The sequence below is a fragment of the Klebsiella sp. LTGPAF-6F genome (assembly GCF_001753185.1).
Taxonomy (GTDB): Bacteria; Pseudomonadota; Gammaproteobacteria; order Enterobacterales; family Enterobacteriaceae; genus Klebsiella; species Klebsiella michiganensis.
On sequence record NZ_CP017450.1, the window covers coordinates 5212707 to 5238109 of the forward strand.

26 protein-coding genes and 1 pseudogene are annotated in these 25403 nt (G+C 48.1%); 15 read left to right on the top strand and 12 right to left on the bottom strand.

What is annotated here, in order from left to right; genetic code table 11:
- Window positions 1–13: 13 nt before the first annotated feature.
- The 3 genes from arsC to BJF97_RS24340 are packed head-to-tail and all read right to left on the bottom strand — an operon-like array spanning window position 14 to window position 2148.
- On the bottom strand, window positions 14–439 hold the full coding sequence (gene arsC / locus BJF97_RS24330) for a glutaredoxin-dependent arsenate reductase (protein WP_014839481.1): 426 nt from the start codon (window positions 437–439) through the stop codon (window positions 14–16).
- Window positions 440–452: 13 nt separating this feature from the next.
- Window positions 453–1745 (bottom strand): arsenite efflux transporter membrane subunit ArsB, encoded by a 1293-nt coding sequence (arsB, locus tag BJF97_RS24335; protein ID WP_014839482.1) that lies wholly within the window; start codon window positions 1743–1745, stop codon window positions 453–455.
- 52 nt (window positions 1746–1797) lie between these two features.
- The gene (locus tag BJF97_RS24340; RefSeq protein WP_014839483.1) at window positions 1798–2148 is read right to left on the bottom strand and encodes a transcriptional regulator; all 351 of its coding nucleotides are present in this window, start codon (window positions 2146–2148) and stop codon (window positions 1798–1800) included.
- Between the two features lie 226 nt (window positions 2149–2374).
- Between BJF97_RS24340 and BJF97_RS33020 the strand changes: the two genes are divergently transcribed.
- Both BJF97_RS33020 and BJF97_RS24345 read left to right on the top strand, forming a co-directional pair.
- Window positions 2375–2659 (top strand): zinc-ribbon domain-containing protein, encoded by a 285-nt coding sequence (locus BJF97_RS33020; RefSeq protein ID WP_232393358.1) that lies wholly within the window; start codon window positions 2375–2377, stop codon window positions 2657–2659.
- Between the two features lie 148 nt (window positions 2660–2807).
- Window positions 2808–4010 carry a multidrug effflux MFS transporter gene (locus BJF97_RS24345; protein ID WP_070083011.1) on the top strand — a complete coding sequence of 401 codons (1203 nt, stop codon included), beginning with the start codon at window positions 2808–2810 and terminating at the stop codon, window positions 4008–4010.
- A gap of 7 nt (window positions 4011–4017) precedes the next feature.
- On the opposite strand, the gene BJF97_RS24350 is transcribed toward BJF97_RS24345, so the two are convergent.
- Window positions 4018–4698, bottom strand: a complete 681-nt coding sequence (locus tag BJF97_RS24350) for a nitroreductase (protein WP_032694025.1) — start codon at window positions 4696–4698, stop codon at window positions 4018–4020.
- A gap of 259 nt (window positions 4699–4957) precedes the next feature.
- On the bottom strand, window positions 4958–5983 hold the full coding sequence (locus BJF97_RS24355) for an alpha/beta hydrolase (RefSeq protein WP_223163989.1): 1026 nt from the start codon (window positions 5981–5983) through the stop codon (window positions 4958–4960).
- A gap of 274 nt (window positions 5984–6257) precedes the next feature.
- Here BJF97_RS24355 and BJF97_RS24360 point away from each other — a divergent pair, with 274 nt between their 5' ends.
- The 7 genes from BJF97_RS24360 (at window position 6258) to BJF97_RS24390 (ending at window position 12638) form a co-directional block, all read left to right on the top strand.
- Window positions 6258–7424, top strand: coding sequence for an aldo/keto reductase (locus BJF97_RS24360; protein ID WP_177938858.1), 1167 nt, complete (start codon window positions 6258–6260; stop codon window positions 7422–7424).
- Between the two features lie 14 nt (window positions 7425–7438).
- Complete coding sequence (locus BJF97_RS24365) at window positions 7439–8119, top strand: heavy metal response regulator transcription factor (RefSeq protein WP_032694024.1); 681 nt, start codon at window positions 7439–7441, stop codon at window positions 8117–8119.
- 15 nt (window positions 8120–8134) lie between these two features.
- Window positions 8135–9592, top strand: coding sequence for a heavy metal sensor histidine kinase (locus BJF97_RS24370; protein WP_032694023.1), 1458 nt, complete (start codon window positions 8135–8137; stop codon window positions 9590–9592).
- A gap of 64 nt (window positions 9593–9656) precedes the next feature.
- On the top strand, window positions 9657–10133 hold the full coding sequence (locus tag BJF97_RS24375) for a (R)-mandelonitrile lyase (protein WP_032694022.1): 477 nt from the start codon (window positions 9657–9659) through the stop codon (window positions 10131–10133).
- Window positions 10111–10872: a carboxymuconolactone decarboxylase family protein gene (locus tag BJF97_RS24380; RefSeq protein WP_032694021.1), complete on the top strand. Its 762-nt coding sequence runs from the start codon at window positions 10111–10113 to the stop codon at window positions 10870–10872. The genes BJF97_RS24375 and BJF97_RS24380 overlap by 23 nt, the downstream gene beginning before the upstream one ends.
- 9 nt (window positions 10873–10881) lie before the next feature.
- On the top strand, window positions 10882–11466 hold the full coding sequence (locus tag BJF97_RS24385) for a flavodoxin (RefSeq protein ID WP_032694020.1): 585 nt from the start codon (window positions 10882–10884) through the stop codon (window positions 11464–11466).
- A 107-nt stretch (window positions 11467–11573) separates the two neighbouring features.
- Entirely contained in the window at window positions 11574–12638 is a 1065-nt protein-coding gene (locus tag BJF97_RS24390) for an alpha/beta hydrolase (RefSeq protein WP_070083012.1), read from the top strand.
- 201 nt (window positions 12639–12839) lie between these two features.
- Here BJF97_RS24390 and BJF97_RS24395 read toward each other — a convergent pair whose 3' ends face one another.
- On the bottom strand, window positions 12840–13823 hold the full coding sequence (locus BJF97_RS24395) for a DUF6896 domain-containing protein (protein WP_032694018.1): 984 nt from the start codon (window positions 13821–13823) through the stop codon (window positions 12840–12842).
- A gap of 598 nt (window positions 13824–14421) precedes the next feature.
- On the opposite strand from BJF97_RS24395, the gene BJF97_RS24400 reads away from it, so the two are divergent.
- Together BJF97_RS24400 and BJF97_RS24405 are read left to right on the top strand one after the other, a co-directional pair.
- Window positions 14422–15273 (top strand): aldo/keto reductase, encoded by an 852-nt coding sequence (locus BJF97_RS24400; protein WP_032694017.1) that lies wholly within the window; start codon window positions 14422–14424, stop codon window positions 15271–15273.
- Window positions 15274–15299: 26 nt separating this feature from the next.
- Window positions 15300–16289, top strand: coding sequence for an aldo/keto reductase (locus BJF97_RS24405; protein WP_032694016.1), 990 nt, complete (start codon window positions 15300–15302; stop codon window positions 16287–16289).
- Between the two features lie 35 nt (window positions 16290–16324).
- Here the strand turns inward: BJF97_RS24405 and BJF97_RS24410 are convergent, their stop codons facing one another.
- Window positions 16325–17218, bottom strand: a complete 894-nt coding sequence (locus BJF97_RS24410; protein WP_032694015.1) for a LysR family transcriptional regulator — start codon at window positions 17216–17218, stop codon at window positions 16325–16327.
- A 148-nt stretch (window positions 17219–17366) separates the two neighbouring features.
- Here BJF97_RS24410 and BJF97_RS24415 point away from each other — a divergent pair, with 148 nt between their 5' ends.
- The 3 genes and pseudogenes from BJF97_RS24415 to BJF97_RS35730 form a co-directional block, all read left to right on the top strand.
- Window positions 17367–18155: an SDR family oxidoreductase gene (locus tag BJF97_RS24415; protein WP_032694014.1), complete on the top strand. Its 789-nt coding sequence runs from the start codon at window positions 17367–17369 to the stop codon at window positions 18153–18155.
- A gap of 124 nt (window positions 18156–18279) precedes the next feature.
- The gene (locus BJF97_RS24420) at window positions 18280–18531 is read left to right on the top strand and encodes a DUF1471 domain-containing protein (protein WP_032694013.1); all 252 of its coding nucleotides are present in this window, start codon (window positions 18280–18282) and stop codon (window positions 18529–18531) included.
- Window positions 18532–18586: 55 nt separating this feature from the next.
- Window positions 18587–18729 (top strand): annotated as a pseudogene (locus BJF97_RS35730) (DNA-binding transcriptional regulator RamA); the annotation flags it as partial.
- An 8-nt stretch (window positions 18730–18737) separates the two neighbouring features.
- Here the strand turns inward: BJF97_RS35730 and BJF97_RS35225 are convergent.
- The 4 genes from BJF97_RS35225 to BJF97_RS24435 all read right to left on the bottom strand — a co-directional run bounded on the left by BJF97_RS35225 (window position 18738) and on the right by BJF97_RS24435 (window position 22114).
- A complete protein-coding gene (locus BJF97_RS35225; protein WP_224255753.1) occupies window positions 18738–18992 on the bottom strand; it encodes a hypothetical protein in 255 nt (84 codons plus the stop codon).
- A 101-nt stretch (window positions 18993–19093) separates the two neighbouring features.
- Window positions 19094–19528, bottom strand: a complete 435-nt coding sequence (locus tag BJF97_RS35230; protein ID WP_224255754.1) for a hypothetical protein — start codon at window positions 19526–19528, stop codon at window positions 19094–19096.
- 52 nt (window positions 19529–19580) lie between these two features.
- Window positions 19581–20822 (bottom strand): DUF3644 domain-containing protein, encoded by a 1242-nt coding sequence (locus BJF97_RS24430; RefSeq protein WP_032694012.1) that lies wholly within the window; start codon window positions 20820–20822, stop codon window positions 19581–19583.
- Between the two features lie 107 nt (window positions 20823–20929).
- A complete protein-coding gene (locus tag BJF97_RS24435; protein ID WP_032694052.1) occupies window positions 20930–22114 on the bottom strand; it encodes a tyrosine-type recombinase/integrase in 1185 nt (394 codons plus the stop codon).
- A 282-nt stretch (window positions 22115–22396) separates the two neighbouring features.
- Between BJF97_RS24435 and BJF97_RS24440 the strand changes: the two genes are divergently transcribed.
- A complete protein-coding gene (locus tag BJF97_RS24440; protein WP_032694011.1) occupies window positions 22397–23602 on the top strand; it encodes a tyrosine-type recombinase/integrase in 1206 nt (401 codons plus the stop codon).
- Between the two features lie 12 nt (window positions 23603–23614).
- On the opposite strand, the gene BJF97_RS24445 is transcribed toward BJF97_RS24440, so the two are convergent.
- Window positions 23615–25402 carry a hypothetical protein gene (locus BJF97_RS24445; RefSeq protein ID WP_032694010.1) on the bottom strand — a complete coding sequence of 596 codons (1788 nt, stop codon included), beginning with the start codon at window positions 25400–25402 and terminating at the stop codon, window positions 23615–23617.
- Window position 25403 lies beyond the last annotated feature (1 nt).

Sequence of the window (25403 nt, forward strand, 5' to 3'; positions counted from 1 at the left end):
GCCCCGGATTTTTTTATTTCAGCCGTTTACCCGCGTCATCCACCACTTTCTCGCCATCTTCCTTAGCGAAAGCTCCTTGCTGAGCATCGGGAAGAATTTCCAGAACAACTTCAGAAGGACGGCACAGACGCGTTCCCAACGCTGTCACCACAATCGGGCGGTTAATCAGGATCGGATGCTGCAGCATAAAGTCGATTAACCGATCGTCAGTAAATCTCTCTTCTGCGAGGCCCAGCTCTTCATAAGGCTCAACATTTTTACGCAGCAGCGCCCGCACCGCGATCCCCATATCGGCAATGAGTTTGACCAGCTCATCGCGTGACGGTGGATTTTCAAGGTAATGAATAACGGTGGGTTCAGTACCGCTATTGCGGATCAACTCCAGCGTATTACGCGAGGTGCCGCAGGCCGGATTGTGATAAATGGTGACGTTGCTCATAGATAGCAGTATCTCATGACAAAGTGAAAGAGAGACGTAGCGCCAGCGCGGCCAGCGTTACAAACAGCACAGGCAGAGTCATGACGATCCCGGTGCGGAAATAGTAGCCCCAGGTGATGGTCATATTCTTCTGTGAAAGTACGTGCAGCCAGAGCAGCGTTGCCAGGCTACCGATTGGTGTAATTTTCGGGCCCAGATCGCAGCCAATTACGTTAGCGTAGATCATCGCCTCTTTAATAACGCCGGTTGCGGTGCTTCCATCAATAGAGAGCGCACCAACCAGCACGGAAGGCATGTTGTTCATGATGGAAGACAGGAAAGCCATCAGGAAGCCAGTACCCAGCGTCGCGGCCCAGAGTCCTTTATCCGCCAGCACGTTCAGCACCCCTGAAAGGTATTCGGTTAGCCCGGCGTTGCGCAGACCATATACCACCAGATACATTCCCAGCGAGAAAATCACGATCTGCCAGGGCGCACCGCGTAACACTTTGCCGGTGTTAATGGCATGGCCTCGTTTCGCCACGGTAAACAGTATTACCGCCCCTACCGCGGCAATCGCGCTGACCGGAATGCCAGGCGGCTCGAGGACGAAAAAACCTACCAGCAGCACAATCAATACTATCCAGCCGGTGCGGAACGTAGCCGGATCTTTAATTGCGTTTGCCGGTGATTTAAGCAGGGCCAGATCGTAGGCCGGCGGGATATCTTTGCGAAAGAACAGGTGCAGCATCACTAGCGTGGCGCCAATGGCGGCAATATCGACCGGTACCATTACCGACGCATATTCGGTGAATCCCAGCCCAAAGAAATCCGCCGAGACGATGTTCACCAGATTCGACACAATAAGCGGCAGGCTGGCAGTATCGGCAATAAACCCGGCAGCCATCACAAAGGCCAGCGTCGTACCCTTGCTGAATCCTAGTGCCAGCAGCATGGCAATCACGATGGGCGTCAATATTAATGCCGCACCATCGTTGGCAAACAACGCCGCCACCGCTGCGCCGAGCAGAATGATATACGTAAACAGCAAACGGCCACGACCGTTTCCCCAACGAGATACGTGCAGCGCAGCCCATTCAAAAAAGCCGGACTCATCGAGCAGCAGGCTGATAATAATCACCGCAATAAAGGTCGCCGTCGCGTTCCAGACGATATTCCACACCACCGGAATATCACCTACATGTACGACGCCAGCAATTAAAGCCAGTACCGCGCCCAGCGTCGCGCTCCAGCCGATGCCTAATCCCTTCGGCTGCCAGATAACCAGAACAATGGTCAGGACAAAAATAGCACCTGCCAGTAGCATACCCCCTCCCTGAAAATCACATTCGAAAAAACATATATGTTAAGGCAAATTTTTAAAGGCAGAACGCTTTACCGCTTCCAGAACAGTTTGCTGATGCCAGCTTGCGGGCGATGGCCTGTACGATCTCCTGTTGGCTTAACCAGGCCTGCTCTATTACCTGTGCCGCCCATGCAGGCATATGCGGTGATAAGCGATAGTGCACCCACTTACCCTGCTTGCGATCCAGCAACAATCCGCTTTCCCGCAGCATAGCAAGGTGACGGGAGATTTTGGGCTGCGACTGATCCAACGCCGCGCAGAGATCGCACACGCACAGCTCCCCCATCTCTTTAAGCAGCAGCACAATACCCAGACGGGTTTCATCGGACAGATTTTTAAAAAGCTGTAAGGGTGTTAATGACATCATTCCTCCCAATCGTCGACGGACAGGATACTCCACAGAGATATAAGTTCAATATCACATATGAAAAAACAGATGTATTAAGTAACAAAAAACAAGAGGCAAGTATGCCTGGCGGGTTAATCAGGTCACTTAAATACAACTGACAGAGGGTATCAGAACTTCTTTTTATTTAATCATTTCGAAAGAGCGATGGTAAATCAGCTATACCTGCCACCTCTGCGGTAGCGTGCTGCAATACCATCCTGAATACATCACCGAACGCCCGTGGTTTGAACCCCGGCACGATACGTTGACGGAGAACGGGCGACAGCACTGCCCGTATGTAAATCCAGTGGAAAAGGAAGTAAGACGAATTCTTAAGTTACGCCGTTACGTGGCGGATGCTCAACCCGTGATACTCAGGACTGACTGGCACTGTAGCGGCTGCGGCAACAATTACCACGGTGAACGTTATTGCGTGGCATGTGGTACTGGCGACTTAAGCCATATGCCGGAAGAGGCCTCACGATGAGAATGCTGCTTATCGTTGACTTCACAAAACCTGCACCGAACTTTTCGATTAATGAATATCACTCATAGTCCCAATCCTCCTGCCTGTGATTATCAGCGAGCACAAACCCGTTAACATCCCCCTATCTCTTCATGCTCAACGGATCACCATGCTTAATCAACAGGCACGAACTCACTCAACTACAGTAAAAAAAACTGGTCTATCATTTTTGCTCATTCTGAGCGCCCTGATGGCTGTAACCTCTTTATCAACCGACATCTATCTTCCGGCTATGCCCGTCATGGCAAAGGATTTACAGGGTGACGCAGAGCTGACAATCACAGGGTTTCTTATCGGCTTTTGCATTGCACAACTGATTTGGGGACCGATTAGCGATCGTTATGGTCGTCGACTGCCGCTGTTTATCGGTTTAGGTCTATTCATCGTCGGCTCGGTGGGCTGCGCGTTATCAACGGATATCGTGCAAATAGTCTTCTGGCGTGTTTTTCAGGCGTTAGGTGCCTGTACCGGGCCGATGCTGGCTCGAGCAATGATCCGTGACCTGTTTAGCCGCACTCGTGCAGCACAAATGCTTTCGACACTGATGATCATCATGGCCATCGCGCCGATTGCCGGGCCCCTGATCGGTGGGCAGATGATTAAAGTCACCTCGTGGCATGCCATTTTCTGGCTGCTGGCGATTATCGGAGCATTAATGCTGATGTCTTTATTCTGGCTACCGGAGACATTACCTGCTGAAAAACGCTCGCACGCCTCCGTAACCAGAGCATTTCACAACTACTGTGCCTTGCTCACCAACGCCAGATACATGCGATTTACTTTGTGCCTGACGTTCTACTACGTTGCAGCCTACGCCTTTATCACCGGTTCCCCGTTTGTGTACATCACGTACTTCGGCGTCGACCCGCAGCATTACGGTTGGCTGTTTGCAGTAAACATTGTTGGACTGATGGCGGTGAGCATGGTCAATAGACGTCTGGTTCACCGCTATCCACTGGAAGCGTTGCTCAGGAATGCCGTATTCATCGCCGCTATTGCGGCAATAGTGCTGGCAGTCACCACCGGCCTGGGCGTAGGTGGAATTACCGTGATTGTCGGCGCTGTGTTCGTGTTCTTCTCTATGAATGGCATCATCGCGGCGACATCCACGGCTTGCGCTCTGGACGCAGTGCCTAATGTGGCTGGCTCCGCATCGGCGCTAATGGGCGCGTTACAATACGGCAGCGGCATCATCTCTTCACTTCTTCTTGCCCTGTTCAGTGATGGCACACCATGGACGATGGGCTGGATAATTGCGTTGTTTACAGCAGCCAGCGCCCTGATGGCACTGACCGTTCAGCTAAAAAAATAAAACGTCGTTATTGATGCCAGACGACACTTTCGTCCAGAGATACCCGCCCTTCCCTGTAACTCAGGGAGGGATGCGTTTTATCTGGGATCCCAAAAGAAATACCGTAAAGCAGCCTGAAACCTTCAGGAACATTCAATAGCCTACGCACCGTTTGGGCAAAATAGCTCAGTACTACCTGTGGAACACCTGCGTAACCGCGAGCTGCCAGAGAAAGCAGGAATGTCTGCGCATACATACCGGCGTCTGAGGCTACGCGAACGTTGTCCCCTACAGCAGGAATGAATAGCAGGGCAACATGAGGCGCGCCGAAAAATCTCACATTACGCTCGACCACTTCTGAGCGACTTAAGTTATCCCCCCGCGCAACGCCCAGTGCCTGATAGTACGAGCGCCCCTGCTCCGAAGCCCGTTGCCTGAATGGCTCGGGATAAGCTTCTTTATCAAACGTAAAATCAAGGCTGTAGTTCCCAGCCCTCAGATCTTCCGTCAGTGCGTGGCTTAATTCACGAAGTTTATCTCCTGCAACAATATGCAGGGTCCAGGGTTGAGTATTGCAGTTGGATGGTGCGCATTGCGCTTCGAGCAAAATGTCTTTGAGGATATCGCTGGGGATGGGAGATGGAAGAAAGGCTCTAGCCGAGTATCTGTTTTTTACTACCTCACTAAATGTTGGCTCTTGCGTACTCATTTGCTTCTCCGCCTGAAAGTAATTTGAAGTGAATGATTCACTCTCTCCCGATCCATCCTGTCACATCAGGCCCATCGTTTTCATTCCCGGTTCCAGATTAGGTCTATGAATTCCATTCATAGCGTCTATTTAAGCAGCGTAATTATCTTTAACCGCAACTTCGTTAATCTGGGTCTATCGCGTGAACACGCAAGCGGAAAATGGCTATAGCTGATGGATATACCCCAGCCTGCGCGGCTGGGGCGTCATCGGAGGCTAACTAAATATTCTTATCGAAGAAAACATCTAACTTTTGCATTGCCTGGTCAACGTATTTTGGCACCCAATACGTCTCGATATGGGTAGCGCCATCGATCAGGAAGAGTTCTTTGTCCTTCGTACCGGTGGCTTTCGCGAACGCGTCTTCAGTCATATAGAGCGTATCCGCTTTTGTCCCGGCAATCATCAGCAGTGGTTTATTGATGAGATTGATATGGTCCGTTACGTCAAAGCTCATTAAATCCAGAAGACTGCTGGTGGTGTATTTAAACGTGGAGTTCGGGTGCGCGTGGGTTTTCCAGTAGTACTCGTAGCCCTGGCGATACAAGGCAAAAGGTAATTTAGCAATCTGTTCATCAGTCAGGTTGGCATCGCCGGAGTAAAGCACTTCTCCTCCGGCTGCTTCCTGAGCTCGAGCGTCAGAAGCCTGCTGAAGACGCTGCTGGATAGTATCCAGCTGTGAATCCTGCATACCGTTACGGCGCACAAGACCTGAATTAAACATGCTGATGGTTGCAATCGATTTAAACCGTTTGTCCGTCTCGGCAGCAACCAGTGAATAGCCACCACCACCGCAAATGCCAAGCAGACCGAGGCGGGCGGTATCGACACCAGGATACTGGCTGATGTAGTCAGCCATGCCGTGAATGTCCTCAATACGATTAGCAGGTTTATCCACGCTGCGCGGCATCCCACCGCTAGCGCCCTGATACGCCGCATCGGCGGTAATCGTGATGTAGCCCTGCTCGGCGAGACGCTGAGCATACAACCCGGCGACCTGTTCTTTTACGCCGCCATTAGGATGTGCAACCACCACGGCCGGATATTTTTTGGCGGGATCGTAGTTAGCAGGGGTATAGACATTCGCAGCAATCTGGATGCCATGAAGATCGTATTTCACTGGGTGAATGTTGACCTTGCCTTTGACGTTCTCGGTGATGGCTCCGTCATAGACGAGAGTGAATGGATTTTTTTTGTAATCAGCCGCATTGACTGAGGTCACTCCGGCCATAGCCGTGAGTAGCATTGCACTAATAAGCGTGAATTTCATGGTCTCTCCCGATGAGTGTCGGCCTGGTTATACAGGCTCGCAGAATCAAATTTGCAGGCTCAGAGTAGGCGGAGAGGGCTGTCAGCATCGTGACAGGGAAATAACATTTTTGTCAGGAAACAGGCTGGGATGGGAAAGCATTTCTGACAGCGCTGTCAGGTAGCCGTCAGCTTTATGTTGGCAATCACAACGCAGAATGGTCCCGCCTAAATGAGAGTCATGTTTAATTTTCTGAGAAACGGAGCGATCAATGAAAAGCCAGAATGCCCCAACAATGCCAGAGCGGCGCAAGCTATTAGTCGCCGGGGCCGGTATTGCCGCCGCCTCGCTGATTCCCCACGTATCAGCGGCGAGCCAATCCTCTCAGGTCGATTCATCCAGACAACCCAGCCAACGCCCTTCAGCTCCTGGCAAGCGTAAACTCGGGAAGCTGGAAGTTTCTGCCGTCGGTCTGGGCGTGCAGAACATGAGTCGCAAATACGACACCTCCGTTCCCTGGCGTCCCGAGATGATCAATGTTATCCACCGGGCATTTGATGAAGGGGTAACGTTCTTCGACGCTGCTGAAGCCTACGGCCCGTTTGAAGTCGAAAAAATTCTCGGGGAAGGCGTCGCCCCGTTCAGGGACAAAATCGTTATCGCCACCAAGTTTGGCTGGTACATTGACCAACAGACGGGAAAGCGTCTGCCGGGCCTTAACAGCAGGCCGGAGCATATCAGGCAGGTCGTCGAAAACATGCTCAAACGCCTGCGTACCGATCGTATTGATTTACTGTATCAACACCGGGTTGATCCACAGATCCCGATCGAAGATGTCGCCGGTGTGGTGAAAGATTTAATGGAGCAAGGGAAAGTCCTGCACTGGGGTCTGTCTGAAATGGGCATCAACACGTTGAGACGCGCCCATGCAGCATTACCCGTTACCGCTGTACAAAGTGAATACTCCATGCTCTGGCGCGGCCCTGAAAAGCAGGTGCTTCCGGTGTGTGAAGAGCTGGGCATTGGGTTCGTGCCATGGAGTCCACTCGGCGTGCAATTTTTAACGGGCTGGATTGATGAGAATACCCGGTTCGCTGCCGGTGATTTCCGCGCGACAGAAACGCGTTTCTCGCCTGAAAACTTGCCACACAACTTACAGCTGGTTGAACTACTGAAATCCTGGGCAATACGAAAAAATGCCGCACCGGGACAGATTGCTCTGGCATGGCTCCTTGCGCGTAAACCCTGGATTGTTCCCATCCCTGGCACCACCAATAAAGACCATATGCTGCAAAACACAGCGGCTACCACCGTGTCGCTGACTTCCGCTGAGATGACCGAGCTCACCCGCTCACTGGATGCCATCACTATCCAGGGTCAACGTCTGCCGGATGCTGTGCAGGTTTATTCTGATGTTGAAGCACCGTTGAAAAGTTAAGAGGAAGTCCCGTTATGCGCCTGTTGTTAGTCGAAGATGAAGAAAAAACGTCAACCTATCTCTCCCGTGCGCTGGGTGAGTCCGGGTTTACGGTAGATGTCTCTGCAGATGGCGCGGAAGGACTTCATTACGCGCTGGAGTTCGACTACGACGCGATAATACTGGATGTAATGCTGCCGGGGATGGATGGCTACGGGGTGCTCGAGGGTGTGCGAGCAGCCAAACAGACGCCGGTGCTGATGCTCTCGGCACGGGGTTCGGTCGATGAACGCGTTAAAGGGCTTCGCCTTGGCGCGGATGATTATCTCCCTAAGCCCTTTTCCCTTATTGAGCTGGTGGCGCGTATTCAGGCACTGGTGCGCCGCCGCGCTACGGATGGCGCAGACATCACCCAGCTGCAAATTCACGATCTGCATCTCGACCTGCTGGCTCGTCGCGTATTTCGCGCCGGAACACGGCTGGAGCTGACCGCGAAAGAGTTTTCCCTGTTGAGCCTTTTGGCCCGGCATCAGGGAGAGATTCTGTCAAAAATGATGATTGCTGAGCAGATATGGGACATGAATTTCGACAGCGATGCCAACGTGGTTGAAGTGGCCATTAAACGACTTCGGGCCAAAGTGGATGCGCCGTTCGATATCAAGCTGTTACATACCGTTCGTGGCATGGGGTATGTCCTCGAAGTCCGGTCCGAATAAATGAAGGGGATAAGCATGCTTAAGCGTTCCATCTCCGTTCACCTGGCGCTGATGTTTGCCTTATCCGCGCTACTGATTGTTTCCGTTATCGGCATCCTGCTCAGAAGCTCCTTGCATGACTCTTTGCAAAAGCAGATGCACAACGAGCTGCTGTTCCGCGAATCATTAATGAGTCCGTGGATCACCGCACGAACCTCTGCTGACGGCTGGTCACTGCTTGCCAATAAATTTACCGTATTAACCAATTCTGAAGGTGAACGCGTTCGCTACTGGATAGTGAGCGATAACCCACGCTTTAGCATGGGGGGAACACCACCGGTAGGTGTTCAGTGGTCTTCTTTGCGGGAAGGCTTTAATAAAGTGCCCGGCGCATCAGAAGGTGCATGCTCGCTGTTTCTGTTAGTGAAAACGATCCCCGCCAACGGTGAGCGGCCTGAGCTGCGCTATGTGGTTGCCATCGACTCCACGCCGTACATGGGCACACTCGATGCGTTCACGCGGACATTGCTGATCATTACCGCACTGGGCGTCGTGATTGTCGCCTTACTGGGATACGTCGTGTCAAGGATTGGTCTTCGTCCCGTTGGGGCGCTCAGTAAACAGGCCCGGCAACTCGCTCCCGGGGACCATGGTCAGCGCCTGAATACCGAAGCATTACCTGACGAATTACAGCAGTTAGCATCATCTTTTAATGGCGTGCTGGAACGGCAGGAGGTCGCCTGGCGGCAGCTCGAAAGCTTTAATGCCGATGTTGCGCATGAACTCCGGACTCCGCTGACTAACCTGATCGGCCAGACGCAGCTGGGGCTTTCGCGCCGACGCTCGCAGGATGAACTGGAAGAGTTACTGGGTTCCAATCTGGAAGAACTTGAACGCATGACGTCTATCGTTAACGACATGCTGTTCCTGTCCCATGCCCATGCGGGTGAACATGCTTCCCAGCTTACGCAGGTGTCCCTGCGCGAAGAAACCCTAAAAACAGCGGAGTATGTGGAACCCTCTTTTGCTGAAAAACAGCTCTCTCTCGATGTTCAGGGCGACGTCACCGCGGACATCGACCGACGACTGTTCCACCGTTCACTGGCCAATTTACTGGAAAACAGCGCAAGACACTCCCCCTCCAACAGCACGGTTACGGTGCGGTTAAGCGAAACCGGTAATCAAGCCTGTGTTGAAGTTTCAAACCCTGGCGAGCCGATAGCGCCAGAGCACTTACACCGGCTTTTCGAGCGGTTCTATCGCGTTGATACCTCCCGAGCCAGGAGTGATACCCATCATGGGCTGGGCCTGTCGATCGTGCGTGCCGTCGCCATTATGCACCGGGGAGATGTCTTTGCCCGTAGTGAAGGTGGCATCAATACATTTGGCCTCACCTTTGCGCTACAAGCGGATAAAGCGGCGGGCAATGCTCACTCCGGCGCTGAGCCGGAACCCGGGTTAGCTGACAGAATTGTCAGGGGGGCGTCAGCCTGACGTCATTACCCCCTCGATAAAATCATCGCAGGCAATCCCCTCTTCATTGATAAGGACGCTTTGCATGATCGGAAATTTACGTTACCTCGGGCTGTTACTGCCTATTACATTTTCATCCTGGGCAGCGGAACAAAATCCCGCTGTCCATATCGCCCCAGCAGGAAGTCAGAACGCGGTGTTCGGGCCAGCCGAGAACTTTACCGGTCGTGTCAGGGTTGATCCTCTCTTCAAATCGGATAACGACATCAGTGTTTCCGGGGCTTATGTCACGTTTGAACCCGGCGCTCGTTCCGCCTGGCATACGCATCCGGCAGGTCAGCGGCTGATTGTGACCTCAGGTGTTGGGCTCACCCAGCAAGAAGGCCAGCCGGTGCAGGTTATCCGCGCCGGTGACATTGTCTCTTGCCCGGCGGGCGTCAAACACTGGCACGGGGCGGCACCCGGCAGCGCGATGACGCATCTGGCGATAACCGGGATTGTGGATGGCAAAAGCGTTAACTGGAAGGAGTTAGTGACAGATGAACAATACCACGCCCATTAAAGCATTAGCGGCAGCGGTACTGCTGACCTTTGGTTTTGGTCTCGCGGCACATGCTGCGCCCGTCAATAAAGGAGCCTCAGAAATGAACCACGAACAAAGGGTTTCAGATACGCTGTCAGCCAGCCAACAGGCCATCCCGTTGATTGCGGCATCGATGGCCAGCAGCCAGATGGATAAGCTGAATGCCGCCCTGAATCAGGGTCTTGACGCCGGACTCACGATAAACGAAGCCAAAGAGATTCTCGTCCAGCTTTATGCCTATACGGGCTTCCCTCGTAGCCTGAATGCGCTTAATGAACTGATGAAAGTCGTCGAAGCACGTAAACAACGTGGTATCAAAGACGTTGAGGGTAAAGAACCGGTTGCCCCGATCCCTGCCGGGGATGAGCTTCGCCGTGTCGGTACCGCAAACCAGACAAAAATCTCAGGAGCTCCCGTGCAGGGTCCGCTATTTGATTTTGCCCCGGTCATTAACCAGTTTCTGCAAACGCATCTTTTCGGCGACATTTTCGCCCGCGATAACATTGACTGGCAAAGCCGCGAGCTGGCAACGGTTGGCGCATTAGCGGCCACGCCGGGCGTCGAATCACAACTGCTGTCGCATACGCGAGCAAGCATGCGGGTCGGCCTGACGGCGTCGCAGCTGCGCCAGCTGGCACAGGTTCTGCGTGAACATGGCGAAAATGATGCAGCAACGCGAGCTGAAAAGGCGCTGCAGCAGGCGCTCGCAAACAATTAGGAGTGGATTATGGAGCATGATCCCAACCGCAGAATGTTAATCACCGCACTTGCCGGGCTGACGCTGGCGAACGTTTCCTTTGCATCAGCTGCGACCGGAACCGCAAACGTGCAGGGTAAAAGCCGTGTTCTGGTGGCGTACTTTTCCCGCAGCGGAAATACACGGGTGATTGCGGGCGTCATTCACCGCAGCCTGAATACCGATCTGTTTGAAATCGAACCGGCTACGCCTTATCCGGAAGACTATTTTCAGACCGTTGAACAGGCGAAAAATGAGCGTGAGCGGGGAGTCAAACCCGCATTGAAAAATAGCGTCGCAGATATTTCACGCTACGAGACCCTGTATTTAGGCTTTCCGATCTGGGGGACCAGCGTGCCGCCTGTTGTGCAAGCATTTCTCAGCAGCCACAACCTTGCGGGCAAATTACTCATCCCCTTCATTACTCACGGTGGCTACGGTAAAGGAGACAGCGACGACATCCTTACCCGTCTTGCTCCGACTGCACGTCGGGAAAAACCGCTGGTCATTGAATGCGACCAAGAGCGAAGAACCACTGAAACGGTCACCAGCTGGTTAGAGACAATACGCATTTAATCGTCCGCATTCATGAGTCTGCCAAATAAGGGCAATCAGCGGTACTAAATAATTAACGCTGACAACTCAGATATGATTGAACGGCAAACATAACAGAGGATGTAATCTTGAAGACAATCTTAAAAACGCTGGCCATCTGCGTAATGGCGGGTGGTCTGGTGGCTCAGTCGGTCTATGCCGAGCCGCTGGTCATTCAGGAACAGGGAAGCTTTTCTGCTGGTGGCACCATCATCACCGCACCAGGAAAATTTGACGCGAAAAAGCCGCTGGACTCTGCTGGCCAAACCTGGCATGGCGATCATGCCTCAGTGTTCTACCAAATCCCGGAGAATCCGCATAAATACCCTATCGTCATGCTGCACGGCGCAGGTCAGTTCTCCCGTACCTGGGAAAGTACCCCGGATGGGCGCGAAGGGTTCCAGAATATATTCCTGCGTCGCGGGTTCTCAACTTATCTTGTCGATCAGCCGCGTCGGGGCAGCGCCGGACGCACGACTGTAGAAGGTACTGTTACGCCAAAACCGGATGAACAGATGTGGTTCAACCAGTTCCGCGTTGGCGTGTGGCCAGAGTATTTTAAAGGTGTTCAGTTCTCTCACGACAAAGAAGCACTGAATCAGTATTTCCGTCAGATGACCCCGAATACCGGGCCGTTTGATATCAATGTCATCTCTGATGCGATGTCCGCCGTAGTGGATAAATCCGGCCCCGCTATCCTCTTCACCCACTCTCAGGGTGGCGGGCCAGGCTGGTACACGGCGATGAAAAATGACAAGGTCAAAGCCATTGCCGCCTTCGAGCCCGGCAGCAGCTTTGTCTTCCCGGAAAAAGAACTCCCAGCCCCTATGCCAAGCGCGTTCGACACGCTGAAGGGTGAGCCGGTGCCGATGGAGCAGTTTATGGCTCTGACCAAAATGCCGATTCTGATTATTTACGGCGATAACATACCGGATAAACCTGTCGCCATGCCCGCGCAGGACAGCTGGCGCGTACGTCTGGCGATGGCTCGCGAATGGCGTGATGTGGTGAACAAGCATGGCGGGGATGTGACGGTGACGCATCTGCCTGAAGTGGGAATCAAAGGGAATACCCACTTCCCGTTCTCTGATCTCAATAATGTGCAGATTGCTGATTTGGTGAGTCAGTTCCTGAAAGAAAAAAATCTGCAGTAGAAAGATCCAGTATTGAGCCCTCAATAATGAGGGCTCAATACAACCATCTGCATTATAAAAAATAAATGGAAACTTGACAGTCTGCGTTGAACTGCGATTTCAATGGGTCGATGCACCTCTATCCTTAATCGAAGAGGAGTGTTGCTGTTAGGTCAAATGTCTAGCTAGATTTAGCGATACATATGCAACCTTATCTCGCTATTATCTTTTACGCCGCGCTCCCTTTTTATTTATCAAATTACTCTCACCTTTACGTCCATTAATGACATAATGCACTTCACAATAAATTCTATACTGTGTAAAAAAATCAGAAAGCGCCATATGTAATTCACGTGCCCATGGAAGGCGCTCAAAATTCACATCAAAAAAATCATATACATATTCCGTATTTTCCCTGAGATGGAAAACATTATTTCTAAACGTCCTGAGAGAATCCGCGTGTTCTTTCATTAACCTCCCTATATTATTTGAAATCGGTAGCAATTCCTTAAAATCATCAGGACGCTCATTGTTAAGCAAGATCCGCAGGTTTAGCTTACGAACACCCTCGCAAACCACTCCCAGAAAACCCAACCAGGTAGAAAGATAAATTCTTATATCTATTTCATCACGCTCGTTTAAATGACCATTGACATGCGATTTTTGTCTAAGTTTTTCGTAATTCTTAAACATAAGCTCAGCTGACTGAAAATAATGAGTAAGAAGAACCAACACACGGTCTTGATTCCGGTTAGGAAGCTTATCTCCAGGATGTCTGCTGTCTATATCTACAGCGTAGAAAAATGGAGCATTAGCAATATAATAAAGGTCATAATCAATACAAACCAATTGTTCTTTATCTAATGCATTATTCAAACAGTCTGCAACTTCATCCTTATTCTTGAAGCCATAAGAACTCAGATTCTCTCCTGCAAAAAGGGTTAGCCTCCATAAATTAAACCCTCCAACCTCCCCCTGAGCACCAAAATCAAAATCAATATCCCCAGAACTAAGCCTTACCAGACAACCAGCACCATGCTTATGGTATTTAACGCCATCATCTAACTCACCAGAAATTGGTATATCTAATTCAATCCAATGATTACAACTCAATGGCATTGGTATACCAGAACGATGCATTATTTTTAGCGCGACCAAGATCTTTTCTTGAAAATCAAAAATCAAACGAGCAAGTTTTTCATTCATCGCAGCAGCCCATATTCCATTATTTAAAATAATAGTATCTTAAACCATCCCTCCCCTAAAAAAACAATAGTCAAATTATGAACATTCCATCCCCTCATGAACGATTTTCATATGACACATTCTCAACTTAAATTTCTGGCACTAAGCGGGCTTGAGCAGACAGATTTCACGAGATAAGGGCATGGATAAATTCTCCATACCCTTGAACTATTACTTCCCAGTTGATTTGCTTGGTTTCAGCCCAGGGGTATTGCCGGGGGTATCCTTATTATCACGTCTGCGTTGATCAGGTTTTCCTGTTGATTTTGCAATTGGTTTTGGACCAGGTTTAAGCCCCATAATCGTATTCCTTTGCCATGTCCGAGGTTATTCCTCAGTATGGATATAAGGGGAGTAGTAGGAATTATCAAGCTCAGATGGGAGGTGGATAGCGACTACTAGACTATTATGTGAACAATATCATCTTTTGGTACAAAGCCGACCATCAGTCTCTCTCAATTAATGAACACATCTAATAAACCCTAGCTAATTACCCCATCTAATCGAATAAATCACTTTGCGTTATGCTTTTCCAACACAACAGCTGAAGGATAACGTCATGCAAACTGTAAAACTGAACAACGGTATTGAAATGCCCCTGCTGGGCTTCGGTGTGTTTCAGATGTCTGATCCCGCTGAATGCGAAAGAGCCGTTATTGATGCCATCGATACGGGATACCGCCTAATCGATACCGCCGCGTCTTACCAGAATGAAACCCAGGTCGGGAATGCCCTGAAACAGACCGATATCGCCCGTAATGAGCTCTTTGTGACGACCAAACTCTGGCTACAGGATACGAATTACGAAGGCGCTAAAGCCCAATTCGAACGCTCCCTGAATCGGCTGCAACTTGATTACGTTGACCTTTATCTGATTCATCAACCTTACGGCGATGTCCATGGAGCCTGGCGTGCCATGGAAGAACTGCAGAAGGCAGGCAAAATTCGCGCCATTGGCGTCAGCAACTTCCATCCAGACCGACTGGCCGACCTTATCGCCTTTAACAACGTGGCCCCTGCGGTGAACCAGATTGAAGTTAACCCCTTCAACCAGCAGCTGCATGCCGTTCCATGGAATCAAAGCCGTGGCATTCAGCCGGAAGCCTGGGCACCGTTTGCAGAGGGTAAAAATGGCCTCTTCCAGCATCCCGTGTTAACGGAAATTGGGCAGAAATACGGCAAAAGCGTGGGCCAGGTTGTGCTGCGTTGGATCTTCCAGCGAGGCATCATTTCACTGGCGAAATCGGTGCGAAAAGAACGTATGGAAGAGAACATCAACATTCTCGATTTTGATCTCAGCTCTGACGATATGCTGCAAATTACAGCTATTGATACCGCAACCAGCGCTTTCTTCTCCCACCGCGATCCAGCCAGAGTTGAATGGTTGGCAGGCCGTAAACTTGATGTTTAAGTCGCGATAAAAGAGGTATTCATTCAATGCAAAAACGTTATCTGGGCCAATCCCGACTCGAAGTCTCCGCACTTGGGCTCGGCTGCATGGGGTTAAGCCACGGCTACGGCCCGGCGACCGATACTCGTCAGGCTATCGAACTCATTCGCGCAGCGGTTGAACGTGGCGTCACCTTCTTCGATACCGCTGAAGTGTATGGCCCCTTCCTCAATGAAGAAGTTATCGGCGAAGCCTTAAAACCATTTCGTGACCGTGTGGTCATTGCCACTAAGTTTGGTTTTACTTTTGGCGACGACAACAAGCAGCAGATTTTAAACAGCCGTCCGGAGCATATCCGTGAAGCTGTGGAAGGATCATTACGCCGTCTTAAGACGGGTGTCATTGACCTGCTATATCAACACCGTGTCGATCCGGATGTCCCGATTGAAGATGTTGCGGGAACAGTGAAGGACCTGATCGCTGAAGGTAAAGTTAAACATTTCGGTCTGTCCGAAGCGGGCGCGCAAACCATTCGTCGTGCGCATGCCGTACAACCTGTCACTGCCCTGCAAAGCGAATATTCAATGTGGTGGCGCGAGCCTGAGCAGGAGATCCTGCCGTTGCTGGAGGAACTGGGTATTGGTTTTGTGCCCTTCAGCCCATTAGGCAAGGGCTTCCTGACGGGCTCGATTAAGCCAGGAACCACTTTTGGGAAGGATGATTACCGCAGCACGGTGCCGCGTTTCGCCGAGCAAGCGATTGAGGCCAATGAAAAGCTGGTCTCATTGCTGGGTGAACTGGCGGCAGAGAAAGGTGTGACGTCTGCACAAATCGCGCTGGCATGGTTGCTGGCACAAAAGCCATGGATTGTTCCTATCCCTGGTACTACCAAACTGCACCGGCTGGAGGAAAACCTGGGGGCTGCCGACATCATTCTTTCGCAGGATGACTCACGGCAGATAACACAGGCGCTTGAAACGATTAAAATCGTCGGCGAGCGTTACTCCCCTGAACATCAGGCCCGCGTGGGCCGTTAACACTCGAACGGGCCCTCTGCGAATGGGGGGACCCGTTATTCCTGGTAGCGAAGTGCATCGATCATCAGTGCAAAAGCGGGTGGATGCTGCTTGCGGCTCGGGTAGTAAAGATAATACCCGGGGAAAGATGGGCACCAGTCCTGCAAAATCTGAATAAGCTCTCCTGACTTTATATAATCCTGCACCCTGTCTTCAGGTATGCAGGCGATACCAAAACCAGATAAAGCAGCATCAATCCTTTCTGCCTGCAGATTAAACGTTACCTGCCCTTCCACTCTGACCCGTAACGGTTTCCCTTCCTTCTCAAACTCCCAGTGGTAAAGCCCACCGGCTGTCGGCAGGCGCATATTGATACACCGATGATTTTGTAGCTCGTGCGGCGTTTCTGGTGCAGGGTTTGTAGAGAAATAAGACGGTGCTCCCACCACAGCCATTCTCATGTCCGGGCCAATTCTTACCGCAATCATGTCCTTATCCACGCTTTCGCCTAGACGGATCCCGGCATCAAAACGCCCCTCAACAATATCGACAAAGCCGTTATCCACCACCAGTTCGAGATTAATTTCCGGATATTCCCTGAGGAAGGGTTTTAGCTTCGGCCATACCAGACTTCGCGCGGCATGCTCCCCGGCTGATAAACGAATATTGCCAGAGGCGGTGCCGTTCAGCTGAACGAGCGATTCAAGTTCCTGCTCAAGATCGGCAATACGCGGTTCAAGGCAGGCAATAATTCTCTCACCGGCTTCCGTGGGGGCAACGCTTCGGGTCGTGCGGGTCAGAAGGCGAATATTCAGCCTTTCCTCCAGGGACTTCATCGCGTGGCTGAGTGCAGACTGAGAAACGCCCAGTTTACCCGCTGCTTTGGTAAAACTTCGCTCCCTTGCCACCACAAGAAAGATTTGCAGTTCGTTGAAATTTTCTTTGAGCATCGGCGATTTCCTTATGGGGGCATTCCCTTCATCGCGTACTCATGAAGGGTGTTCATAGACACAATCATTTTAGCCCCATTACTGACATTAATGATAATTGATATTCTGACCGTATCAAAAATAAGTCTGAATTATCAGTAGGTTTATCATGAGAATACTTGTTGCAGGGGCGACAGGAAGTATTGGCCTTCATGTCGTCAACACTGCTATCAAAATGGGCCATCAGCCTGTAGCGCTGGTCAGAAATAAACGCAAAGTAAAATTGCTTCCTCGTGGAACAGATGTTTTTTACGGCGATGTTTCAATGCCTGAAACACTCACCGAATTACCGAAAGATATTGATGCCATCATCTTCACTCTCGGTTCCGATGGTCAGGGTCGTATTGGTGCCAGAGCAATTGATTACGGCGGCGTGCGTAATATTTTACGCCTATTCAGAGATACGCCTGTTCGCATCAGCTTAATGACCACAATTGGTGTGACTGAACGACTCAGCACCTGGAATCAACGCACCGAAGTTCATGACTGGAAAAGACGTGCCGAGCGTCTGGTCAGGGCCAGCGATCACCCCTATACCATCGTCAGGCCCGGCTGGTTTGATTACAACAATGATGATGAACACAGAATCGTTATGCTTCAGGGAGATCGTCGCCATGCAGGAACACCGGAAGATGGTGTGATATCCCGGGAGCAAATCGCCCAGGTTCTGGTCAGTGCCCTGACCAACGAAGAGGCAAAAAATAAAACTTTCGAGCTGGTGGCTGAACGAGGTGAAGCACAGCAGGATCTTACCCCACTGTTTGCAAACCTGCAGTCTGATGATCCACAAAAAAATGATGGGGTTCTGGACATAGACAATATGCCTCTGCGTGAAGAACCTGAGTGCATTATTAACGAGCTAAACCTGTATTCAAAAGTAAACAATCTACAACCCTGACAATTTTGTCATATAGCGGTCAGCCTCATAACAGCTTAGGTCTGTATATTTGAATGTACAGAGAGGGGTAGTTCCCCTGATACGAGTCCAGTTTCAAACATAAAGTTTAAAAGAGGTATTAGATATGAAATCACTACTTATTACTTCATTGGTCATGGGATTTATTGCAATGAATGCCGCATCTGCCGCTCAGGAAATTAACCACGCAGATGGGAAAGAAAAGATGGGTGTAGTCTCAGCCAGCAATGCCTATACACTTGATGAGTTATCGGATGCGCTCTCTCGTAAGGCTGATGAGCAAGGAGCAACATCATTCAAAATTCTGTCAACCACGGGGAATAACCGGCTGCACGGAGTTGCTGAAATCTATAAGTAAATCATTAGCATCCCGACAGGATGTGTCTCAACCCTCTTATAGTGAGCGTCGATTTATGTTCAGAACAGAAGACATCATCGATGAGATAACTCAATGGATTGATTCAAACTTACACATAAACCGCTGAAGATAGAGGATGTTGCTGCGCGGGTAGGATACTCCAGGTGGCATCTTCAGCGGATTTTTGTGCAGGTGAAATAATTTATTTACTCCTTCTTTCCATGATAATTATAGAAATGTGCAGATACACCACTCCTGGAATTTATAGATAGCTCTTCATGCCTATCTCTATAATAAAAATAAAGCTCATCGACAATATTTTTACAAGAAGAGAGAGCGCTTTGTATTTCATTAACTACAAGATCGTATATTTTATCTCTTGATTTTTCATATATTACATTTAAATCATATCCTTCTAAGTGTGAACCATAGCCCTCTATCCACGACATATTCTTAAACATCTCATCATCATCGGTGTATAAATTACAGAATCCCTTATGAGCTCTTGTATTTCTATCTGTACGTAGAGGACCACCAGAGGAATCAATTATTTTTAAGTTACTCAAAATATCAGAATGAGTGTCTTTAATAATCTTACGAATTGTTTAATATTCAAAGAGTAATCTGGGATATTAAGTTCTAAAACCTCATTAACAAAATGAAAGGTTATATCGCGAAGGCTTGAAAATCTAAATAATGCCAAATCAACAATTGCCTTAAGCCAATCATATCGATTTATATCTCTTACTTTTGAAACCAATGGCAAATTATTAACCCCTAGCATTTGAGGGATGACTCTTAAATCTACGAATTGTTGTTCTAATGCGTTAAATCTAATATAGGTCAAATGCGCATATGCCATATGGGGATCTGCTTTAGAGAACTCATTCCAATCAGCGTAGGAATGATCATACAGAAAATATGTATTAATCGAATCATAAAGTACCCCTTTGAAAGCAGTCCCCTCCAGATCCCACCAATAATAATCATCTTTCATAAAAAGCCTCGCTGAAGTTAAATGCAAAATCCAAAAAAATATTATTTTAATGTCAGCCTAAAACCTTATCCAACTCTTTACTATCAGAATAAACACTTAGTATTTTACGCACCCATTCCTGATTATATAAATACCCATCAAAACCTTCGATATAACCACAGTACTTCCCTTTTAGAGTTTTATCTACATGAGATGGTCTGACATCAAAATGCTTCCAAAACTTTGCATGAGTACTAAGATTAAAAGACTTATGTTTTTTTTGAACCAACTCAACTACCTTTTTAGGTTTCAACTTAAATTGATTTTCCACTCCTTTGATGAAAGCAATTCCAGTATCAAATTTCTCAAGTTCATCTTCGGTGAGATTATTAACGTTGATAAACTCTATAGAAATATCAGAACTTGATGCCTTTTTACCAATCAAGGGGACTAACAAAGCTCTGAGTCGATATTGTTGACTTTCTAATATTTCTTGCTCCAAGTCTCTTTTATAATCCTCGATATATTTCTTAACAATAGTGAAATTTTTTGATTGGACTTTCTTCAAAGCGTCGATCTGCGCTTGCTGAGACATCCTTGTAAGTTGCATTGCAAGAGATAAGTTTACCATTAAAGCATTTTCATCACCAAATTCGTTAATGAGAATATCTTCAAAGTTATTTATTGAAGCCTGGCACTCACCAAAAGTTAGTGTATCTATTTCAGGGAGACCTCGGTGTTCAATGATATTACGTAAACCTATTAAAAAAAATACATTCGATTTTTCTGGGGTATTTCTTCCAAGCCAATATTTTTCACAGCAGGTTTTCAGTTCCCACGCTTTTTTGTCACCATCAACAATTTTATGAGAGCCATCATCATTCAAGTAAAAATAATCAACACCTCTTTTTGCGAATATAGCATGAAATAATGATGTATATGCTATAACTACATTAACTATAAAACCATGAGTTTTAAACTCTGTAAATGGATTATTGTAAACAGAAACAGCAAGCATAGCGAACTCTCTTGCTTTTTTTAAATTAATGCTTCGCTCACTTTTGGCCGGTTCAACGCTCTTCTGACTATGAAGATTTCTGAAGTCTTCCTTACTTAAGTATTTTAATCCAAGTGTGGTATATTGAGCGCCATCCCTTGATATATATTTACTCCATCTTTTAGTTGGATATGTTTTACATGTCTGAACTTTCCAACCAGTAGCCACTGCTAAATCAGCAATAGTAAAAAATTCTTGCCGATTTTCCTTTCCTACTAAAAAATCAAAAGCCTTATCAACCTGATCATATTTTTTCATACAACATCCCTATTTAACTCTTAAAGATGAATATCCTTTTTTATTTGTCTGCGAAAATTTTTTCGCAGACAAATAAAAAGACATTGTACATTCTAAATATATTATTTTTATGTACTTACATCACACATAAAAGATAACAACTCGCCATACCACTGCATCATCTCCCTCCTCCCGTCCAGATACTGCGCATGGTTGTACGTCCCACGAATCGCGTTCTTATCGACATGTGCAAGCTGTAACTCAATCCAGGCCGAATTGAAACCCTGCTCATGCAAAATGGTACTCATCGTGTGGCGGAATCCATGCCCTGTAACGCGCCCGGCATAGCCGATACGCCTGACCAACACAGTCAATGCCATATCACTCATCGGTTTCTTAGGATCATTACGTCCAGGGAACAACAACGCTCCTGCTCCCGTCATGGGCTTAAGCTGATTAAGCAGGTCAATTGCCTGGCTTGATAATGGGACCAGATGAGGGCGGCGCATTTTCATGCGTTCCGCTGGTACATTCCAAACCTTTTTCTCAAAATCAAACTCCTGCCACTCCGCTTGCCTCAACTCTCCAGGCCTTACTCCCGTTAAAATAAGCAATTGCATCGCAATCTTAACAAGCACACTACCGGCATAGGTGTTCAGAGTTTGAAGAAACTCAGGCAATTCATCCTGGGTTAAAAATGCATAATACTCTTTCTCATGAGGAGTCACGGCGCTGGCTAGATCAGGAGCTGGATTGTACTCAGCCCTCCCAGTCACAACGGCATACTTCCAGACCTCTCCACAACGCTGACGAACCTTGCGGACTTTCTCTGTTGCCCCTCGTGCTTCTATCTTTGAAAGAACTGCAAGCAACTCCATCGGCTTGATATCTTTGATTGGCCGGTGACCGATATAAGGAAATACATCTTTCTCAAAGGTTCTCATCATCTCTTCACGATAGGACACAGACCAGCGGTCATAGCGACGCTGATACCACTCCCGCGTGAGAGCCTCAAACGAGTTTTCAGCGTCTTGTTGACGACTAAGTTTCTCAATTTTCCGTTCAAGAGAAGGATCGTTGCCAGCCGCTAATGTCCTTTTAGCATCCTCTCGCTTGCTTCTGGCTTCAGCTAAAGAAACATCGGGGTAAACGCCAATAGCGAGCAGCTTCTCTTTACCTAGTGAACGGTATTTGAGACGCCAGTATCTTTTGCCGTTGGGATTAACCAGCAGGTAAAGACCTCCACCATCAGCGAGTTTGTAGGGCTTCTCTTTGGGTTTCGCAGTTTCAACCTGACGAGCAGTCAGCTTCATTGGGGGGTATCTCTCAGCAGGGGGTACAATTATACCCCCATCCATACCCCCACATTGAGCTTGACCCTGGGGGAGTACAATTGAGTTCAATAGACTAATAGAATGCTATAACTGCTGATTTATCAAGGGAAAATTGAGTTTGGTAGACTTCAGGAAACTTGAGTTTGGAGCGGGCGAAGGGAATCGAATAAGATTTCATCAACACACTCTAAGTAATTATTACCTATAGAAATTGTCATCTGTTATTAGTAACTGGTGGATAGATAATAGGGGATCATTACAGTGTCGATCAAGAATAATTCATACCTATTTAAGCGGCAGGACGGATACTGGCAGTTTCAGATATTCGTCCCTCTCTACATGAGACATCTATACCCTAACAGGATGTGGAGAAAGAGCACAGGGACACGGGACATAACAGAGGCGAGGAGGTTTAGAAATCATCTCCTGCTTGAGTGGGAGGAGCTTAAACGGAAATATCGCCCTGCAAATCCTGATAAATATATAACCAGTGCCATTGAGTCATTGCATAAACGTGCTGTTAATTCCCCTCCTTCATTGCATACCAGAACAGCCCCTGCTTTACGTGCAGTGTGTAAGGAGTATGCGGAGGCATATAGAGAGAGACGTTCTCTGTCCACTCTGAGTAAATCAGCACGGTCTGTAGAGATATTTCTGGAGAGCCTTAATAAAACAGATATACATATAACTAAAATAGGGAGAAGGCTTGTTAGTGACTTCCTAGAGGTGCAAGGTGGTAGAGGGGTTTCAGGTCAGACGCTACAGAACTGGTTAACGTGTTTAGGTTCCCTCTATGAATATGCTAAAAGGCGTTATGACAATATACCGGAGGGAAACCCCTTCCACGGTCATAACCTAGAAGCACGGCGCACGATAGAGAGTTACCAGCCATTCACCACAAAACAGCTTGTAACTCTTGTAGAGAATGCAGAGGATGAATTACAAGGCGTGATCCTGATTGGGCTATACAGTGGAATGAGACTGGACGAAATAGCATCCCTCAAGCGGGACGATATTGTAGAGATAGACGGGATCAGAGTGTTCAGCGTAACAAAATCAAAGACGAAGGCTGGCATAAGGTGCGTTCCTATACATTCTAAAGTGCTTCCCATCGTTGACAGGTGGCTCTCTTTAAAATCTGGTGAGTATCTCCTGCCAACGGCTAACAGAATTCAACGTGCGGACGGTAAGAAAGGCCCGTTTTACTCCCAGGCATTTACACGACTGAGGAATAAAGTGATCCCTACTGCAACTAACAGGCAATGTTTCCATAGTTTGAGGGGGCATTTTATCACGTGCCTGGACAGAAAAGGCATAGAAGAAACGAGAATCGGCACTATCACAGGTCAGGTTGAGAAAAAGGCTAAAACAGAGGCATTCAGGACATATAGCGCTGGGCCATTAATGAAGGAATTAAAAGGGATTGTAGAGCTTGTGTCATATCCAGAAATAGAAAAAGGGGCGTAAGCCCCTCTTTTTTTAGTTACCACTTGCACTCGTAGCGCCTTGAATATCAATTGCTAGTTGATTAGCCTGCTGTTGAAGCTTTGATGTCACCTGGAAATCTACGAATGGACCAATGCTTGATGTATCCGGCTTGAGTTCGATAGTTTGCTGAACTGTAGCAGGAGCAACATTAATTACTGGAGCTAATGCCACCTGGACAGGCTGATTAACGATACTGGCTTTGGCACCTGATACAAGGTCATTTGCTACAGGAACATTAGGCTTATATCCACTATTATCACCACTATCTCTGTTAATTCCCCAATATGAAGGAGTGGGCTGTGAATCTGCTATTTGAGTCTGCTTATTCACATTAGCGGATAGTTCAGGAAGATGTAATAAATCAGCTACCCACGTTACCAATGCTGTCATAGCCTGAGTTACAGAAGAGACTATATTCACCAGAAGCCCTAGGCCAGCCCCTAGCACTTTAAATAATGGTGTGAGTCCCTCGATAGTTTTAGCCATGCCATCAGGGCCACCCATAGCGGCAACAAATCCTACGAGAGCTTCACGCCATGCACCATCTAATGATCCGCTAGCTCTACTCAGAGCGTCTCCTAATACAACAGCAGAGTTTTTCTGTTCTTCTGTCAATAGGGAGCCATCTTGTTTCATCTGTGCAAACTGGTCCGAGAGGGCTTTAGCATTATCCTTAAATAGTGGCAGGTAGTAGAGAAGGTCATCCCCTAAATCTTCAATCTGGTGTCCGATTTCAGCATCACTCATCCCTTTAGTCTGCATCTTCTTAATAGCAACATTTAAGAAATCAGCAGGACTATCCTGATACTGTTTCACTTCATTGAGGCTCATTCCAGTAGCATTCATTATGCTATTCACACCCTGATCACCACCTTTCCATTTTCCTGATTTTTTATCAAATGTGGAATTAGCAGCAGTGTCTCCTAAACGTTCCCTAATATCTTTGAGGTTATCCTGAATTTTATCAGGTGATGCAGAGTCTACACCATTACTCTGTCCCCATTGAGACATTGCTAAGAGTAAATTAGGATCGACCCCTACAGCCTTAGCACCTTGAACAATCATACGTGTTTCGCTGGCACTGTTAGCGACTCCAGCCATGCCACCTGCAACGACCGCAGCGCCAGCAAGAGGCCCTAACATACCTCCAGCCATACCTAACACACCTCCGGTAGCTAATCCGCCTGTAGCGCCATTGGCGAGGCTTCCTAAGCGTTTACCAAATCCACCTGTAGTATGTGCATTAGCTCCAGCCTGTCTCGTTCTGGCTGCTCTACGTAACAGGGTGATTTGTTCTTTTATTAATTGGTTCTGTCTGGCCATTGATATTGTGCCAGCTTTATATTGGTCTGTAATGGCCTGTGCTTCTCGTAATACTCTGGCTTCCTCCTCTGCTGTTCTTCCAATGATTCCGCCTAGCTGTAAGCGTGTAGCCCTCATTTTTAAATCAGCCTGGTCTTGTCTTTTATTAGCAGCAGCCTGTGCTCTTGCTTGTTGTTTAGCTTGAGTATTATTATTAGGGGTGTTCGTTCCATTCCCCCTATTATTAGCTTTATTCTGTGCGTTCTGCATAATAACGTTATTAGCTCTTGCTTGTTTAATAGCTTGCTTCATACTCTTATTGAGCGCTCGCTGGTCTACGAAGGGCTTAATTGCTATTTTCTGACTCTCTGCAAACTCTTTAATCCCTTTAATGCTGTTTTTAGCTTTACGTAATGATTCATGATCGACTTTAAAATCTACGACGTTCCTCACGCGAGACACGGTGATATCCATCATA